The following is a 16,918-nucleotide window of genomic DNA, read 5'->3' as shown; positions in this document are numbered from 1 at the left end:
GGGCCGCGTCTGGGATAATGCGGCCACCGCAACGTTCCGGCAGCCGCATCCATGACCACCCGCACCCTCCGCATCGCGCTGGCGCAGCATGACTTCCCGGTCGGCGACGTGGCCGGCAACCGGGCCCGCATCGTCGAACTGATGCAGATCGCCCGCGACGAGCACGGCGCCGACGTGGTGCTGTTCCCGGAACTGGCCGTCAGCGGCTACCCGCCGGAAGACCTGCTGCTGCAGCCCGGCTTCCTGCACGACTGCGAGCAGGCCGTCGCCAGCATCGCCGCGCAGGCGCAGGGCATCGTCGCCGTGGTCGGCTGGCCCCAGCGCGCGGGCGGCGGGCTGTACAACGCCGCCAGCGTACTGCGCGACGGCACGGTCGCCGCCACCCACCGCAAATGCGAACTGCCCAACTACGGGGTGTTCGATGAACGCCGCTATTTCACCGCCGATGCCGACGCCGCTCCCTGCGTGTTCGAGGTCGCCGGCGTGCGCATGGGCCTGCTGGTGTGCGAGGACCTGTGGCTCCCCGGACCGCTGGCCGCCGCCGTGGCCGGGGGGGCGGAGCTGGCGCTGGTGGTCAACGCCTCGCCGTACGAGCGCGGCAAGCATGCCCAGCGTGACGCCATGATGGCCGAACGCAGCCGCGACAGCGGCGCCGGCATCGTCTACCTCAACCTGGTCGGTGGACAGGATGACCTGGTGTTCGACGGCGCCTCGCTGGCCGCCGATGGCGACGGCACCGTGCACCCGGCGGCGCTGGCGTTCGCCGAGGAGCTGCTGCTGCTCGAGTACGACGCCGACGCGCGCACCTTCGCACCGCTGCACTGGATCGACGACGGCGATGAAAGCATGGATGCGCTGGCCTGGCGCGCGGTCACCCGCGGCCTCCAGGACTACTGCCGCAAGAACGGCTTCGACCGGGTATGGCTGGGCCTGTCCGGCGGCATCGATTCGGCGCTGGTGCTGGCGCTGGCGGTGGACGCGCTGGGCGCGGACCGCGTCACCGCGGTGGCGCTGCCCTCGCGCTATACCGCCGGACTGTCCAACGACCTGGCCGCCGAGCAGTGCCGCGCCCTGGGCGTGAAACTGGAAACGGTGCCCATCGAGCCGGCCTTCCAGGGCCTGCTGCAGTCGCTGTCGGCGATGTTCGAGGGCCAGGCCGCCGACGTGACCGAGGAGAACCTGCAGTCGCGCTGCCGCGGCGTGATCATGATGGCGCTGGCCAACAAGTTCGGCGGGCTGCTGCTGACCACCGGCAACAAGAGCGAGTACGCGGTCGGCTACGCCACCATCTACGGCGACATGTGCGGCGGCTATGCGCCGCTGAAGGACCTGTACAAGACCGAGGTCTATGGCCTGTCCAAGTGGCGCAACACCGTCGGCGGTGCGCCGGTGATCCCCCCGGCGGTGATCGCGCGCGCGCCCTCGGCCGAGCTGCGCGACAACCAGACCGACCAGGATTCGCTGCCCGCCTACGACGTGCTCGACGGCATCCTCTACCGGCATGTCGACCAGGAGCAGTCGCGCGAGGAGATCGTCGCCGCCGGCTACGCGGCCGAGGTCGTGGACCGGGTCCTGCGGCTGGTGCGCAGCGGCGAATGGAAGCGGCACCAGGCCGCACCGGGACCGAAGGTGTCGCGGCGCGCGTTCAGCCGCGAGCGCCGCTACCCGATCAGCAACGGCTACCGCGGCTAGGAATCCGGCTCCCTGGAAGCCGGGCCCGGCGCGCGGCACGGCTCACCGCCTGGCCCGGAACACCCATTGCCCCTGTGGCAGGCCCGCCCCGGGATCGTGGACGCGCAGTACCCGGGCGTCGGCGAAGCCGGCCTCCCGCAGCATGGCCAGCAGATCCCAGCCGAAGTGATGGAAGCACGGCACGCCCCCGGAGACCGGATCGCCGTGGTATTCCGGCCTGCCCTCGAATACCACCTGCCCGTCATCCCGCAACCGGGCGATCTGCCTGCTGCGGGCCTTGTCCGGGTAGAACGGCACGGTGAACACGAACACGCCGCCGGGACGCAGCACGCGCGCGGCTTCGCGCAGGGCGGCGCCGGTGTCGACGATGTGTTCGAGCACGTCCAGGCTGATCACCGCGTCAAGCCCGGCATCGGCGAACTCCAGTGCGGTCAGGTCGCGCAGGACGACGCGTTCGAACACGCCGTGCCGCCACAGCCACAGCTGCAACCGCCACCGGCGCGACAGGCCGACGCCGTACTCGCCCCCGTGCAGTTGCCCGACCCGGCCACGCAGCGTGCGATAGAACAGGCTGGCCTGTTCCGTGGCGTATACCCGGGCCGTGCCGGCCGCTTCCAGCGCCTCCAGCAGCACCCGGGCAGCCGCCCTCTGGCGCGCGTTGCAACCGCAGTTGCCGCAGTACAGGCGCTCGCGGATGTTGCCCTGCGGGTCGCCCTGGAAATCCGTTGCCGCCCGGCACAGCGGGCAATGGCCCCGCAGCGGCTGCGCCGGCGCCAGCGCCCGCTCATCGGCCAGCCAGCGGCCCTGCAGCGCCTGCCACTGGCGGAGGTCGCGCAGCCCGCGGGTCCTCACCCGGCAGCGTTGCGGTTGGCCGCGACCGACAGGAACACCGCGGTCGCCGCCGCCACATTGAGGCTCTCCACCGCGCCGCTGCCGGGGATGGACAGGCGCAGGTCGCACTGCCCGGCCAGCCCGCGGTCCATGCCTTCGCCCTCGGCCCCCATGACGTAGACCATGCGTGTCGGCAGCCGCGCGGCGAACAGGTCCTCGCCGCCCTCCACCAGGGTCGCCGCCGAGGCGAACCCGGCCTCGCGCAGCTGCGCGAGCGCCTGCGGCGGCGCCGGCAAGCGCACCAGCGGCACCGCCTCGGCGCCGCCCTCGGCGACCCGGGCCGCGGCACCGGACAGGCTCAACGGCGACTCGGCCGGCAACAGGAGGCCGGCCACGCCGAAGTGCGCGGCCGAGCGCAGGATCGCGCCGAAGTTGTGCGGATTGCCCACTCCGTCCAGCCACAGCGCCAATGCCGGGCCCGGGGCGAGCCCCTCGAGCCACTCCGACAGCGGCAGCACCGGCGCGCGCAGCACGTCGGCCACCACGCCTTCGTGGTGGGTGGTGGCGGCCAGCTTGTTGAGGTCGCCCTCGCCGACCACCCGGTAGCCGATCCGGTTGCCGGCGCACCACTTGAGCAGCGGCTGCATCCTCGGGATCAGCGTCTCCAGCAGGTACAGCTTGCGCAGCGCCTGCGGGCGCCGGGCGAACATCGCCAGCACCGCGTTGACGCCATACAGGCGCAGCTCGTCGCTGCCGCGCACCGGGCCCGCGCCCTCCTCGCCGCGGCGGTTGCCGGGGACCAGCGGGGTGGCCCGCGGCGGGCGGGCGGAAGGACGACGGGTGTTCCAGGGACTGCTCACTGCGGATGCTCGCTTATTTGTTGCCGCGCCAGAAATCGGCGTTGCGGATGCCCAGCGCGTCCGGATCGAAGACCGGGTCCAGCCCCAGCTTCTTCTGCCGTTCGTAGTCGGCCAGCGCCAGCATCGCCGGCTTCTGCACGATCAGGATCGCCACGACGTTCAGCCAGGCCATCAGGCCAACGCCGATGTCGCCCAGCGCCCAGGCCATCTTGGCATTGTGGAAGGCACCGAACACCACCATGCCCATGATGCCCAGGCGCAGCCCCAGGGTCGCCAGCGGATGGGTGCGGGTGCTGCCGGCAAGGTAGGTCAGGTTGGTCTCGGCCATGTAGTAGTAGGCCATGATCGTGGTGAAGGCGAAGAAGAACAGCGCCAGCGCCACGAACCCGGCGCCCCAGCCCGGCAGCACCGACTCCACCGCCGCCTGGGTGAACAGCGCGCCCTCCGACGGCGCCACGCCCGGCACCCCGGTGACCATCGCCTCCAGCTTCTCCACGCCGCCCTCGGTGACCTCGCGGAACACGTTGTACATGCCGGTGGACAGCAACAGGAACGCCGTGGAGGTGCACACCAGCATGGTGTCGAAGTAGATCGCGAACGCCTGCACGTAGCCCTGCTTGGCCGGGTGCGAGACCTCGGCGGCGGCGGCGGCGTGCGGGCCGGTGCCCTGGCCGGCCTCGTTGGCGTAGATGCCGCGCTTCACGCCCCAGGCGATGGCCTGGCCGATGATGCCGCCGAAGGTGGCATGGGCGCCGAACGCGCTGGAGAAGATGTCGGCGAACATCGTCGGCACCTTCTCGGCATTGAGCGCCATCACCACCAGCGCCATCAGGATGAAGCCCAGCGCCATGAACGGCACGACCACCTCGGCGAAGCTGGCGATGCGCTTGACGCCGCCGAAGATGATCAGCCCCAGCAGCACCGCCACGGCCAGCCCGATCCACAGCTTCATGCTGCCGCTGCCGCCCACCGACGCGCAGGCGTCCGGGCCATGGCAGAGCACGTTGACCGCGCTGTCGGCGATCGCATTGGCCTGCACGCCCGGCAGCAGGAAGCCGGCGGCGATGACCGTGGCCACCGCGAATGCCGCGGCGTACCACTTCAGGCCCATGGCCTTCTCGATGTAGTAGGCCGGACCGCCGCGGTAGCGGCCTTCGGCATCCTTGGTCTTGTAGATCTGCGCCAGGGTCGATTCCACGTAGGACGTGGACGCGCCGAGGAAGCCCATCACCCACATCCAGAAGATCGCGCCCGGGCCGCCATAGGCGATCGCGGTGGCGACACCGGCGATGTTGCCGATGCCCATGCGCCCGGCCATCGACATCGCCAGCGCCTGGAACGAGGACACCCCGGCGTCGGACTTCTGCCCGCCCACCGTCAGCCGGCACATCTCGGCGAAGCCGCGGAGCTGCATGAAGCGCGTGCGCACGCTGAACCAGAGGCCTGCGCCCAGGCAGATGAAGATGAGCGCGTTGCTCCAGATGATGCTGTTTATGTACTCGACGATGGCTTCCACTCGATCTCCCCGGATGGCTGAAGGCTATGAGGTACCGGCTTCGCGAACCGGCGATTCTTCCACGAATGCACGACCCTGTGTGGACGGATGCCGCTACGCGGCCCCGTCGGCACAGGTGACAGAGGTGCCCTCCTTGAACGCGGCCCGCCCCGGCAGGCCTTCCTCGATGGATTCACGGCGCCCCGCGGCGCCGGCTCCCGGCAGCGGCTCATGCATGGCCGCCCACCGAGGGGGTCTCGCGCTCCTGGCGGGCCAGCTCGTTGGCCACCGTCTCGGGCGACTGCGTGTGCGGCGCCAGCAGCGCGTAGAACGCCGGCACCACGAACAGCGACAGGAAGGTGGAGACGCTGACGCCGAAGATGACCACCACGCCGATGGTGCCGCGGCTGGCCGACCCCGGCCCGCCGGCCGCCACCAGCGGCACCGCGCCGACCACGGTGGCGATGGAGGTCATCAGGATCGGCCGCAGGCGCACCGTGGCCGCCTCGACGATGGCCTGGTGCACCGAGCGGCCCTCGTCGCGCAGCTGGTTGGCGAACTCGACGATCAGGATGCCGTTCTTCGCCGCCAGCCCCACCAGCATGACGATGCCGATCTGGCTGAAGAGGTTGAGCGTGCCGCCGCTGACGTACAGGCCGACGAAGGCACCCAGCACCCCCAGCGGCACCGTGAGCATGATCACCAGCGGGTGGATGAAGCTCTCGAACTGCGCGGCCAGCACCAGGTAGACCACCAGCAACGCCATGGCGAAGGTCAGCAGCACCGCGCTGCCGGCGTTCTGGTACTCGCGCGACTCGCCCTTCCAGTCGATCTGCGCGTATTCGGGCAATTCCTCGCGCGCGACCTCCTGCACCCAGGCGATGGCCTCGCCCAGGGTATGCCCGGGCGCCACGCTGGCGCTGATGGTGATCGAGCGCAGGCGGTTGAAGCGGTTCAGGGTGCCGGCCTCGGCCACTTCGCTGAGGCCGACCAGGTTGGACAGCGGCACCAGCTCGCCCGAACGGGCGCGGACCTGGATCGCCGCCAGGTCGGCCGGCGAGGCGCGGCCTTCGCGGCCGGCCTGCACCAGCACGTCGTATTCCTCGCCGTTGTCGACGAAGGTGGTGACCCGGCGCGAGCCCATCATCGTCTCCAGCGCGCGGCCGATCTCGGTCACGCTCACGCCCAGGTCGGCGGCCCGCTGGCGGTCGATGTTGACCCGCATCTGCGGGCGGGTTTCCTTGTAGTCCGAATCGGCGCCGACCAGCCCCGGATAGGCCTCCATGCGCGCCAGCAGGCGGTCGCGCCACTGCGCGATCTCGGCATATTCCGGCCCGCCGAGCACCACCTGGAACGGCTGCCCGAAGCTGCGCACCAGGCCACCGCCGACCTGGGTGCGCACACGCACGCCGCTCAGGCCGTCCAGTTCCTGCTGCAGGCTGTGGGCGACATCGGCGGTGACCTCGCTGCGCTGCCGCCAGGGCTGCAGGAACACGCTGATGCGCCCGGTATGCATCTCCTCGCTGTTGCCCCAGCCGCCGGGCACGCGCGGGTTGGCGCGCGCGATGGGCTCGTCGGGGCCGACGAAACGGTCCACGATCCGCTCCACCTGCTGCACCTGGCCGACGGTGTAGTCGAACCCGGCGCCTTCCGGGCCGTCGATCATGACCTGGAACGAACCGCGGTCCTCGGCCGGCGCCAGCTCCGACGGCAGCAGCTGGAACAGCCCCCAGCTCGCGCCCAGCGCGGCCAGCATCACCAGCGCGAACACCCAGGTGCGCTGCACATGCCGGTCCAGCACGCGCCCATAGGCCGACGCCAGCCGTACCAGCTGGCGGTTGATGAAACGGTTGAGGCGGTTGCTCTTCTGTTCGCTGTGCGGCCTGAGCAGCTTGGAGGCCATCATCGGCGTCAGCGTCAGCGCCACGAAGGCCGACAGCGCCACCGCCGCGGCCAGCGCCACCGCCAGCTCGCGGAACAGCCGCCCGGTGTTGCCCTCCAGGAAGCCGACCGGCAGGAACACCGCCACCAGCACCGCGGTGGTGGCGATCACCGCGAACGCCACCTGCGTGGTGCCGCGCCGTGCGGCGACCAGCGGCGGCTCGCCGAGGTCGATGCGCCGCTGCACGTTCTCCACCACCACGATGGCGTCGTCCACCACCAGGCCGATGCACAGCACCAGCGCCAGCAGGGTGAACAGGTTGATGGTGAAGCCGAAGGCGAACAACGCGATGAACGCGGCCACCAGGCAGACCGGCACCGTCACCGCCGGGATCAGCGCCGCGCGCAGGCTGCCCAGGAACAGCCAGATCACCACCAGCACCAGGAACATCGCCTCCACCAGGGTGGCGTAGACGCGCTCGACCGCCGCCTCGATGAAGGTGGTGTTGTCGAAGGCGACGAAGATCCGCGTGCCCTCGGGCAGGGTCTTGGCGATGCGCTCGGCCTCGGCGCGGGTGGCGCGGGCCACGTCCAGCGCATTGGCGGTGGAGGTCTTGACGATGCCCAGGCCCATGCCCGGCTCGCCGTTGCTGCGGTAATAGGCACGCCGTTCGGCCGAGGCCAGCTCGACCTTGGCGACGTCGGCCAGGCGCACCACGTAGCCGTCGCGGCCCTTGCCCAGCGGCAGGCTGGCGAAGTCGGCCGGCGCCACGTAGCTGCGCTCCACGCGCAGGGTGAAGTCGCGGTCGGCCGATTCGATGCGGCCGGCCGGCAGCTCCACGTTCTCGTTGCGCAGCGCCGCTTCCACCTCGCCCACCGTCAGCCCGCGCGCGGCCAGCTGGTCGCGGTCCAGCCAGATGCGCATGGCATAGCGCTGGCGGCCGCCCATCTGCACCCGGGCAACGCCGTCGATGCTGGAGAAGCGGTCGACCACGTAGCGCTCGGCATAGTCGCTGAGCTCCAGCGTATCCATGCTCGAAGAGCTCATGTTGAACCAGATGATGGCGTCGGCGTCGCTCTCGATCTTGGCCACCTCCGGTGGCCGCGCCTCCTCGGGCATGCGGTCGGCGACCCGGCTGATGGCGTCACGGACGTCGTTGGCCGCCGCCTCGATGTCGCGCTCGGCATTGAACTCCATGCTCACCGAGGCACGGCCGTTGGTGCTGCGGGCGTTGATCGTGTCGATGCCCTCGATGCCGGCCAGCGCATCCTCCAGCACCTGGGTGATGCGGCTCTCGATCACCGCCGCCGACGCGCCGGTGTAGTCGATCGACACCGAGACGATGGGCGGGTCGATGGCCGGCAGCTCGCGCAGCGTCAGCCGGCTGAACGACATCAGCCCCAGCACCACCAGCAGCAGGCTCATCACCACGGCCAGCACCGGCCGCTTGATCGAAAGCTCGGAGAGCCTCATTCGGCGGTGGCCTCGGCCACCCGCGCGTCCTCCACCCGCAGGCCGTTGCGCAGCTTGCCGGTGCCGTCCACGACGATCCGCTGCCCGGCCTCCAGCCCCTCCACGATCTCGACCACCCCGGCGCGGCGGGTACCGGTCTTGATGTCGACCCGCTGGACCGTGGCATCGTCCAGGACCCGGAACACGTAGGAATCACGGCCGACCTGCACCACCGCGATCTCCGGGATCAGCAGCGCCTGGCGCTCCGGCCGGAACACGCGCACGTCCAACAGCATGCCCGGGCGCAGCGCGTGGTCGGGATTGGGGAAGTCGGCGCGCACGGTGACCGCGCGGCTGCCCGGGTCCACCCGCGCGTCGATGGTGCTGACCTCGCCGTCGAAACCGCGGCCCGGCCAGGCGATGCTGCTCCCGGTGACCTTGTCGCCGGGCTTGAGCGAGGCCAGCTCGGCCTCGGGGACCTGGAAATCGACATGCATGCGCGAGATGTCGTCGAGCGTGGCGATGACCGTGGTCGGCGTGACCAGCGCGCCCGGGCTGACTTGCCGGATCCCCAGTACGCCGGCGAACGGTGCGCGCACCTCGCGGTCGGAGACCTCCGCGCGCATCTGCCGCACCCGTGCCTCGGCCGCATCGCGGATCGATTTCTGGGTATCCAGGGTGGAGCTGGCCACCAGCTGCTGGGTCGCCAGCTCGTTCTGGCGCCGGTACAGCCGGTCGGCCTCGTCGAAGGTGGCCTGGGCCTGGGCCAGCGCGGCTTCCTGGGCATCGATGCGCAGGGTGACCAGCGGCGCCCCGGCGGCCACTTCCTGGCCGCTGTGGAAGTGCACCGCGTCGATGATCTCGCTGACCTTGGCGGTGACGATCACCGACTCGCGCGCCTTCGCGGTACCGATCGCCTGCAGCGTGTCGTTCCAGGCCGAATGCGCCACCTGCTGGGTCGTCACCGGGACCGCGGCGCCCGCCTCGTGCGGCGCCTCCCCGCCGGTACGGGTGCATGCGTTCACTGCCAGTACCAGAACCGTGCCACGGGCCAATGCGGCCGCAAAACGCCCCAACATATGGAATTCCGTCAGATGCTCGATCCGCCAGTCTAACCAGCGCCGGGGGGCCCGGGATGTGCCATTGGGGGGGGCGGCCCTGCAAAGAAATGTCGGCGGTCCATTCCCTTCCTCTATGGGAGGGGGGTATGGAGTGCATCGGGAGGAGGGAGCGGCGCGCTCCCCCCTCCCGATCCGCGCCGGCGGGCCGCGCACCACACCCCCCGTGGGTGCGCGCGCCCGCCAGCCCCGGCACGGCTGGCGCGGCGTCTCAGCGCAGCGCCAGCCGCATCACCTGGTCGACCATGGCGTCCATCGCCTCGCCGTCGGCATACAGGTGCAGCTCCGGTGATTCCGGTGCCTCGTACGGTGAATCGATGCCGGTGAAGTTCGGGATCTGCCCGGCGCGCGCCTTGCGGTACAGGCCCTTGACGTCGCGCGCCTCCGCCACCTCCAGCGGCACGTCGACGAAGATCTCGACGAACTCGCCCTCGGCGAAGCGCTCGCGGGCCATCTGCCGCTCGGCACGGAAAGGCGAGATGAAGCTGACCAGCACGATCAGCCCGGCATCGGCCATCAACCGGGCGACCTCGGCCACCCGGCGGATGTTCTCCACCCGGTCCTCGTCGGTGAACCCGAGGTCGCGGTTGAGGCCATGGCGGACGTTGTCGCCGTCGAGCAGGAAGGTGTGGCAGCCGCGCGCGTGCAGGCGCTTTTCCACCTGGTTGGCCAGGGTCGACTTGCCGGCGCCGGACAGGCCCGTGAACCACAGCACCCGCGGGGTCTGCCCCTTGATCCGGGCGCGCGCGGCGGGGTCCACGTCCAGGTGCTGCCAGTGCACGTTGCCGGCCCGGCGCAGGGCGAAGTCCAGGGTACCGGCGGCGACCGTGACGTTGCTCTGGCGGTCGATCAGGATGAAGCTGCCCAGCGCGCGGTTGCGCGCATAGGGCTCGAACGCCACCGGCTCGTCCAGCGACAGGTTGCAGCAGCCGACCTCGTTCAGTTCCAGGCGCTTGGCCGCCAGCCGCTCCTGGGTGTTCACATCCACCCGGTGCTTGATCTCGCTGATGCTGGCGGCCACCGTGCGGCTGCCGGTCCGCAGCCAGTAGGGCCGGCCCGGCAACAGCGCGGCGTCGTCCATCCACAGCAGGTGCGCGGCGAACTGGTCGGCCACCTCCGGCGGATCGCCGGCCGCGGCGATCACGTCGCCGCGGCTGACGTCGATCTCGTCGTCCAGGGTCAACGTCACCGCCTGGCCGGCACCGGCCTGGGCCAGCGGCCCGTCCGGCCCCAGCACCTGGCGTACCCGGGAGCGGCGCGCCGAGGGCAGCACCACCACTGCATCGCCGGCGCGCACCTGGCCGGCGGCGAGGGTACCGGCGAAGCCGCGGAAATCCTGGTTGGGGCGGTTCACCCACTGCACCGGCAGGCGCAGCGCGTCGCCGGCGCCGGTTTCGGGCAACGCGACCGTATCCAGGTGCTCGATCAGGCTCGGGCCGCGGTACCAGGGCATCCGCGGCGAGCGCTGCGACAGGTTCTGCCCTTCCAGCGCCGACAGCGGGATGGCCTGCACCCGGGCGATGCCGAACTGCCGGGCCAGCGCCTCGTATTCCCCGGCGATGCGCTCGAACACCGCCGGATCGTAGTCGACCAGGTCCATCTTGTTGACCGCCAGCACCACCTGGCCGATGCCCAGCAGCGACAGCACATAGCTGTGGCGTCGGGTCTGCGGCATCAGCCCCTTGCGCGCGTCCACCAGCACCACCGCCAGGTCGGCGGTGGACGCCCCGGTGGCCATGTTGCGGGTGTACTGCTCGTGGCCCGGGCAGTCGGCGACGATGTACTTGCGGTGGTCGGTGTCGAAGTAGCGGTAGGCCACGTCGATGGTGATGCCCTGCTCGCGCTCGGCGGCCAGGCCGTCCAGCAGCAGCGCATAGTCGATGCGCTCGCCCTGGGTGCCATGGCGGCGGCTGTCCGCTTCCAGGGCGGCCAGCTGGTCGTCGAACAGGCGCTTGCTCTCGTACAGCAGCCGCCCGATCAGGGTGCTCTTGCCGTCGTCGACGCTGCCGCAGGTGATGAAGCGCAGCAGCGGCTTGGATTCATGCTGCCGCAGGTAGCCGGCGATATCGGAAGGCGTGGCGACCGCGTGCATCAGAAATACCCCTCCAGCTTCTTCTTCTCCATCGACGCGGACGGATCGTGGTCGATCAGCCGCCCCTGCCGTTCGGAACTGGTGGACACCAGCATCTCGGCGATGATCTTCTCCAGCGTGTCGGCCGCGGACTCGATGGCCCCGGTCAACGGGTAGCAGCCCAGCGTGCGGAAGCGCACCTTGCGTTGCTGCGGCACCTCTCCCGGACGCAGCGGCAGGCGCTCGTCGTCGACCATGATCAGGCTGCCGTCGCGCTCGACGACCGGCCGTTCGGCGGCGAAGTACAGCGGCACCACCGGGATCTTCTCGCGGTAGATGTAGAGCCAGATGTCCAGCTCGGTCCAGTTGGACAGCGGGAACACGCGCACGCTCTCGCCCGGGTGGATGCGGGCGTTGTACAGGTTCCACAGCTCCGGGCGCTGGTTCTTGGGATCCCAGCGGTGGCGGTCGTTGCGGAACGAGAACACGCGCTCCTTGGCGCGCGACTTCTCCTCGTCGCGGCGCGCGCCGCCGACCGCCGCGTCGAACTTCCAGGTGTCCAGCGCCTGCTTCAGGCCCTGGGTCTTCATCACGTCGGTGTGCACCGAGGCGCCGTGGCTCACGGGGCCGATGTCCTGGGCGATGCCGTCCGGGTTGATGTGCACCCGCAGGTCGACGCCGGTCTCGGCCACGCGGCGGTCGCGGAACGCGATCATCTCGCGGAACTTCCAGCGCGTGTCCACGTGCAGCAGCGGGATCGGCGGCACACCGGGGGCGAACGCCTTGAGCAGCAGGTGCAGCAGCACCGAGCTGTCCTTGCCCACCGAATACATCAGCACCGGGTTGGCGAAGCCGGCGGCCACCTCGCGCAGGACATGGATGCTCTCGGCTTCCAGCCGATCCAGGTGGGACAGGGACACACTCACGGTCATTGCGACAGGTTCCAGGAACACCCCGGGGCCGGGGCGGTGGCGATGCGGTCCGGCGGCATGCCGGAAGGGCAGCGAGTGTGCGGCCGCGCCGGCCGGCGCAGAAATGAGCGCAGGGCATGACCCGATAACCGCCCCTCCTTTCCCCCGCGGCCGGCGCCTGCCTAGCATCTGCCGTCCTACTCCGGACTGGACAGGCCATGACCGCCGCCGCTTCCCTGCCCCCAAGCCCCCTGCCCGAGGACCGCAGCCTGCTGCTGTCGCAACTGGTGCAGGGCCTGGACGGCAACAGCCTGTGGTGGCTGTCCGGCTTCGCCGCCGGCCTGGCCCAGGGCCATCCGCCGCCGTCGCTGGCGGTGGTGCCCGGCGGCCAGGCCGCCACCGCGGCCGGCCAGCGCCTGACCGTTGTCTACGGCAGCCAGACCGGCAATGCCCGGCGCGCCGCCGAACAGCTGGCCGCCGAGGCCGAGGCCGCGGGCCTGCCGGTGCGCCTGCTGCGCGCCGACGCCTACGCCACCCGCGAGCTGGCCGGCGAGCGCCTGCTCTACATCGTCATCAGCACCCAGGGCGAGGGCGACCCGCCGGACGATGCCATCGGCCTGGTCGAGTTCATCCGCGGCAAGCGTGCGCCGCGCCTGCCCGGACTCCACTACGCCGTGCTCGGCCTGGGCGATTCCAGCTATGCCGAGTTCTGCGGGATCGCCCGCGCCCTGGACGAGCGCCTGGCCGAACTGGGCGCCACGCGCCTGCAGCCGGTGGGCGAAGCCGACCTGGACATCGCCCACATCGCCGATCCCTGGCGCGCGCGGGCACTGGACGACGCCCGCAGCCGCCTGGCCGCGGAAGCCGCGCCGGCAGCGGCGGCCAGCAACGTCACCCCGCTGCGCCAGGGCGGTGCATACAGCGCCCAGCAGCCCTTCGCCGCCGAGCTGCTGTCGCGGCAGGTGATCAGCGGCCGCGACTTCAAGGGCCCCGCCTATGCCGTGCACGGCACCGCGGCCAAGGCCGTGCATCACCTGGAGCTGTCGCTGGAAGGCAGCCACCTGCAGTACGAGCCCGGCGACGCGCTGGGCATCGTGCACCGCAATCCGGCCGCGCTGGTGGAAGCGGTGCTGGCGGCCACCGGCCTGGACGGCGACCTGCAGGTCGCGCATGACGGCCAGGCCCGTCCGCTGTCGCAGTGGCTGGGCGGACACCGCGAACTGACCCGCATCTCGCGGCCGCTGCTGGCCGCGGTGGCCGGGCGCGGCGACCATGCAGACCTCCAGCAACTGCTGGAGCCGGCGCAGAAGCCGCAGCTGGCCGCGCTGTTCGAGGACCACCAGCTGGTCGACGTGCTGCGCCGCTGGCCGGCCGACTGGAGCGCCGACAGCCTGCTCGACACGCTGCGCCCGGCCGCCCCGCGCCTGTACTCCATCGCCTCCAGCCGCAAGCGGGTCGGCGAGGAGGTCCACCTCACCGTCGACGAACTGCGCTACCACGCCCATGGCGGCCCGCACCTGGGAGCGGCCAGCGGGTTCCTCGCCGCGCTGGAGGAAGGCGCGCAGGTCCCGGTGTTCGTCGAGCCCAATCCCCGCTTCCGGGTTCCGGCCGACGGCGGCCGCGACATCATCATGATCGGCCCGGGCACCGGCGTCGCGCCGTTCCGTGGCTTCGTGCAGGAGCGCGCCGAGACCGGTGCCGGCGGCCGCAACTGGCTGTTCTTCGGCGCCCGCCACTTCAACAGCGACTTCCTCTACCAGACCGAATGGCAGGACGCCCTGCGGCGCAAGGAACTGCACCGCCTGGACCTGGCCTTTTCGCGCGACCAGGCCGACCGCATCTATGTGCAGCAGCGCCTGCGTACCCGCGGCCGCGACCTGTATGCCTGGCTGCAGGACGGTGCCCACCTGTACGTGTGCGGCGCCATCGCGATGGGCAAGGACGTGCATGCCGCGCTGCTGGAAATCCTGCGCGAACACGGCGGGCTGGACGAGGACGGTGCCCGCGACTACCTGACACGGCTGCACACGGAGGGGCGCTATGGGCGGGATGTGTACTGACGGCTGACGGCGCCCGGCGCCGTTCCCCGGCACCGCGCCGGCCCGGCGGGACCGGCCGCTCCCGCGCACCCCTTCCAACAGCCAGACAGCGAACCCGATGAGCACCCACTCCGTTGAATCCATCAAGGCCGACAGCAACCGCCTGCGCGGCTCCCTGCTGGAAAGCCTGGCCGATCCGGTCACCGGCGCCCTGCGCGAGGACGACCAGACCCTGATCAAGTACCACGGCAGCTACCAGCAGGACGACCGCGACGTGCGCGAGGAGCGCCGCCGGCAGAAGCTCGAGCCCGCCTACCAGTTCATGATCCGCACCCGCACCCCGGGCGGCGTGGTCAGCCCGGAGCAGTGGCTCAAGCTCGACGCCGTCGCCACCCGCTACGGCAACCACTCGCTGCGCATCACCACCCGCCAGGCCTTCCAGTTCCATGGCGTGATCAAGCGCGAGCTGAAGGCGACGATGCAGGCCATCAACGCCGCGCTGATCGACACCCTGGCCGCCTGCGGCGACGTCAACCGCAACGTGCTGGTGGCGGCCAACCCGCTGCTGTCCAGCGCGCATGCGGCGCTGTACGCCGATGCCGCGCGCACCTCCGAGCACCTGCTGCCCAACACCCGCGCCTACTACGAGATCTGGCTGGACGAAGCGCGCGTGGCCGGCAGCGGCGCCGAGGACGAACCGATCTACGGCGAGCGCTACCTGCCGCGCAAGTTCAAGATCGGGTTCGCCCTGCCGCCGCTCAACGACGTGGATGTCTACGCCAACGACCTGGGGTTCATCGGGGTGCTCGATGCCGACGGCGACCTGCTGGGCTACGACGTCACCCTCGGCGGCGGCATGGGCGCCACCCACGGCGACGCCGGCACCTACCCGCGCCTGGCCAACATGGCCGGGTTCATCCCGCGCGCCGCCCTGCTCGACGTGGCCACCGCGGTGGTCACCACCCAGCGCGACCTGGGCAACCGCACGCTGCGCAAGCGCGCCCGCTTCAAGTACACCCTCGACGACCATGGCCTGGACACGGTCGTCGCCGAGATCGAGCGCCGCGCCGGCGTGGCCTTCCAGCCACGCCGTTCGCGCCCCTTCGAGCACAACGGCGACCGCTACGGCTGGACCGAAGGCAGCGACGGCCGCTGGCACCTGACCCTCTCGCTGCCGGCCGGCCGCATCGCCGACCTGCCCGGTGCACCGCACCTGACCGCCCTGCGCGAGATCGCCCGCATCCACGCAGGCGAATTCCGCATGACCGGCAACCAGAACCTGATCGTCGCCGGCGTGGCGGCCGACCAGCGCGCACGGATCGACGCCATCGTGCAGCAGGCCGGGCTGGACGCGGGCAACCGCGCGCCCACCGCGCTGGCACGTGCCGCCATGGCCTGTGTGGCACTGCCGACCTGCGGCCTGGCGATGGCCGAGGCCGAGCGTTACCTGCCCGACTTCAGCGCCCGGCTGCAGCCGTTGCTGGAACGGTACGGCCTGGCCGAGGCGCCGATCCTGCTGCGGATCTCCGGCTGCCCCAACGGCTGCTCGCGCCCCTACCTGGGCGAGATCGCGCTGGTCGGCAAGGCCCCGGGGCGCTACAACCTGATGCTTGGTGCCGACCACCGCGGCCAGCGGCTGAACACCCTGTACCGGGAAAACATCACCGAGCCGGACATCCTCGCCGCGCTGGAACCGCTGTTCGCGCGCTACGCCGCCGACCGCATCCGCGACGAAGGCTTCGGCGACTTCCTGCACCGCACCGGCGTGGTCGCGCTGCCGCCCTATCCCACCCACCGCGAGATTCCCGTGGAACTGCACGCATGAGCGCCCTGCCCCGATCCTCGAACGATGCCACCGCCACCGCGCCCCTGGCGGACGACCCGGGTCCGCTCAACGCCGAACTGGAAGCGCTCGATGCCGCCGCACGCGTGCGCTGGGCGCTGGAGCACACGCCGGGCACCCACGTGCTGTCGTCCAGCTTCGGCGCCCAGTCGGCGGTGACCCTGCACCTGCTCACCCGGGCGCAGCCGGACATCCCGGTGATCCTCGTCGACACCGGCTACCTGTTCCCGGAAACCTACCGCTTCGCCGATGCGCTGACCGAGCGCCTGGGCCTGAACCTGAAGGTCTACCGGCCGCTGGTCAGCCGCGCCTGGATGGAAGCCCGCCACGGCCGGCTCTGGGAGCAGGGCCTGGTCGGCATCGAGCAGTACAACAACCTGCGCAAGGTCGAGCCGATGAAGCGCGCACTCGACGAACTGCAGGCCGGCACCTGGTTCACCGGGCTGCGCCGCGACCAGTCATCCAGCCGTGCCGGCACGCCGGTCCTGCAACGCCGTGGCGACCGCTGGAAGGTCAACCCGATCGCCAACTGGAACGACCGCGACGTCTGGGCCTACCTGCAGCAGCACGACCTGCCCTACCACCCGCTCTGGGAGCAGGGCTACGTCTCCATCGGCGACTACCACACCACCCGCCGCTGGGAACCGGGCATGCGCGAGGAGGACACCCGCTTCTTCGGCCTCAAGCGCGAGTGCGGCCTGCACGAGATGTAGCGCGCGCGCCG

At 71.1% G+C, this 16,918-nt stretch carries 10 protein-coding genes and 1 pseudogene; 4 read left to right on the top strand and 7 right to left on the bottom strand.

Features of this window, described 5'->3' with window-relative positions; translation table 11 throughout:
• The first annotated feature begins 51 nt into the window (after positions 1–51).
• Positions 52–1,692 carry an NAD+ synthase gene (locus tag K5L01_RS00595; protein WP_250060975.1) on the top strand — a complete coding sequence of 547 codons (1,641 nt, stop codon included), beginning with the start codon at positions 52–54 and terminating at the stop codon, positions 1,690–1,692.
• Positions 1,693–1,734: 42 nt separating this feature from the next.
• On the opposite strand, the gene K5L01_RS14920 is transcribed toward K5L01_RS00595, so the two are convergent.
• From K5L01_RS14920 to cysD, 7 genes are all read right to left on the bottom strand, one after another.
• Entirely contained in the window at positions 1,735–2,544 is an 810-nt protein-coding gene (locus K5L01_RS14920; RefSeq protein ID WP_336254068.1) for a class I SAM-dependent methyltransferase, read from the bottom strand.
• A complete protein-coding gene (locus tag K5L01_RS00585) occupies positions 2,541–3,383 on the bottom strand; it encodes a TrmH family RNA methyltransferase (RefSeq protein WP_250060973.1) in 843 nt (280 codons plus the stop codon). The genes K5L01_RS14920 and K5L01_RS00585 overlap by 4 nt, the downstream gene beginning before the upstream one ends.
• A gap of 13 nt (positions 3,384–3,396) precedes the next feature.
• The gene (locus K5L01_RS00580; RefSeq protein ID WP_250060971.1) at positions 3,397–4,899 is read right to left on the bottom strand and encodes an alanine/glycine:cation symporter family protein; all 1,503 of its coding nucleotides are present in this window, start codon (positions 4,897–4,899) and stop codon (positions 3,397–3,399) included.
• 208 nt (positions 4,900–5,107) lie between these two features.
• A complete protein-coding gene (locus K5L01_RS00575) occupies positions 5,108–8,233 on the bottom strand; it encodes an efflux RND transporter permease subunit (RefSeq protein ID WP_250060970.1) in 3,126 nt (1,041 codons plus the stop codon).
• Entirely contained in the window at positions 8,230–9,291 is a 1,062-nt protein-coding gene (locus tag K5L01_RS00570; RefSeq protein WP_250060968.1) for an efflux RND transporter periplasmic adaptor subunit, read from the bottom strand. The genes K5L01_RS00575 and K5L01_RS00570 overlap by 4 nt, the downstream gene beginning before the upstream one ends.
• 250 nt (positions 9,292–9,541) lie before the next feature.
• Entirely contained in the window at positions 9,542–11,422 is a 1,881-nt protein-coding gene (cysN, locus tag K5L01_RS00565) for a sulfate adenylyltransferase subunit CysN (RefSeq protein WP_250060966.1), read from the bottom strand.
• Positions 11,422–12,333, bottom strand: a complete 912-nt coding sequence (gene cysD, locus K5L01_RS00560; RefSeq protein ID WP_250060964.1) for a sulfate adenylyltransferase subunit CysD — start codon at positions 12,331–12,333, stop codon at positions 11,422–11,424. The genes cysN and cysD overlap by 1 nt, the downstream gene beginning before the upstream one ends.
• Positions 12,334–12,530: 197 nt before the next feature.
• Between cysD and K5L01_RS00555 the strand changes: the two genes are divergently transcribed.
• The 3 genes and pseudogenes from K5L01_RS00555 to K5L01_RS00545 all read left to right on the top strand — a co-directional run bounded on the left by K5L01_RS00555 (position 12,531) and on the right by K5L01_RS00545 (position 16,907).
• On the top strand, positions 12,531–14,372 hold the full coding sequence (locus K5L01_RS00555) for an assimilatory sulfite reductase (NADPH) flavoprotein subunit (RefSeq protein ID WP_250060962.1): 1,842 nt from the start codon (positions 12,531–12,533) through the stop codon (positions 14,370–14,372).
• A gap of 10 nt (positions 14,373–14,382) precedes the next feature.
• A pseudogene (gene cysI / locus K5L01_RS00550) lies at positions 14,383–16,176 on the top strand (assimilatory sulfite reductase (NADPH) hemoprotein subunit); the annotation flags it as partial.
• Positions 16,173–16,907: a phosphoadenylyl-sulfate reductase gene (locus tag K5L01_RS00545; RefSeq protein ID WP_250060958.1), complete on the top strand. Its 735-nt coding sequence runs from the start codon at positions 16,173–16,175 to the stop codon at positions 16,905–16,907. The pseudogene cysI and the gene K5L01_RS00545, both read left to right, overlap by 4 nt.
• The last annotated feature ends 11 nt before the right edge of the window (positions 16,908–16,918 follow it).

It is taken from the genome of Stenotrophomonas mori, from assembly GCF_023556335.1.
In the GTDB taxonomy this organism is placed as follows: domain Bacteria; phylum Pseudomonadota; class Gammaproteobacteria; order Xanthomonadales; family Xanthomonadaceae; genus Stenotrophomonas; species Stenotrophomonas mori.
The sequence above is the reverse complement of the archived record's forward strand: the minus strand, read 5'-3'. Positions and strand labels throughout refer to the sequence as shown.

Coding starts and splice junctions, on each gene's coding strand:
- K5L01_RS00595 (WP_250060975.1), top strand. CDS start 52: ATGACCACCCGCACCCTCCGCATCGCGCTGGCGCAGCATGACTTCCCG.
- K5L01_RS00575 (WP_250060970.1), bottom strand. CDS start 8,233: ATGAGGCTCTCCGAGCTTTCGATCAAGCGGCCGGTGCTGGCCGTGGTG.
- K5L01_RS00570 (WP_250060968.1), bottom strand. CDS start 9,291: ATGTTGGGGCGTTTTGCGGCCGCATTGGCCCGTGGCACGGTTCTGGTA.
- cysN (WP_250060966.1), bottom strand. CDS start 11,422: ATGCACGCGGTCGCCACGCCTTCCGATATCGCCGGCTACCTGCGGCAG.
- cysD (WP_250060964.1), bottom strand. CDS start 12,333: ATGACCGTGAGTGTGTCCCTGTCCCACCTGGATCGGCTGGAAGCCGAG.
- K5L01_RS00555 (WP_250060962.1), top strand. CDS start 12,531: ATGACCGCCGCCGCTTCCCTGCCCCCAAGCCCCCTGCCCGAGGACCGC.
- K5L01_RS00545 (WP_250060958.1), top strand. CDS start 16,173: ATGAGCGCCCTGCCCCGATCCTCGAACGATGCCACCGCCACCGCGCCC.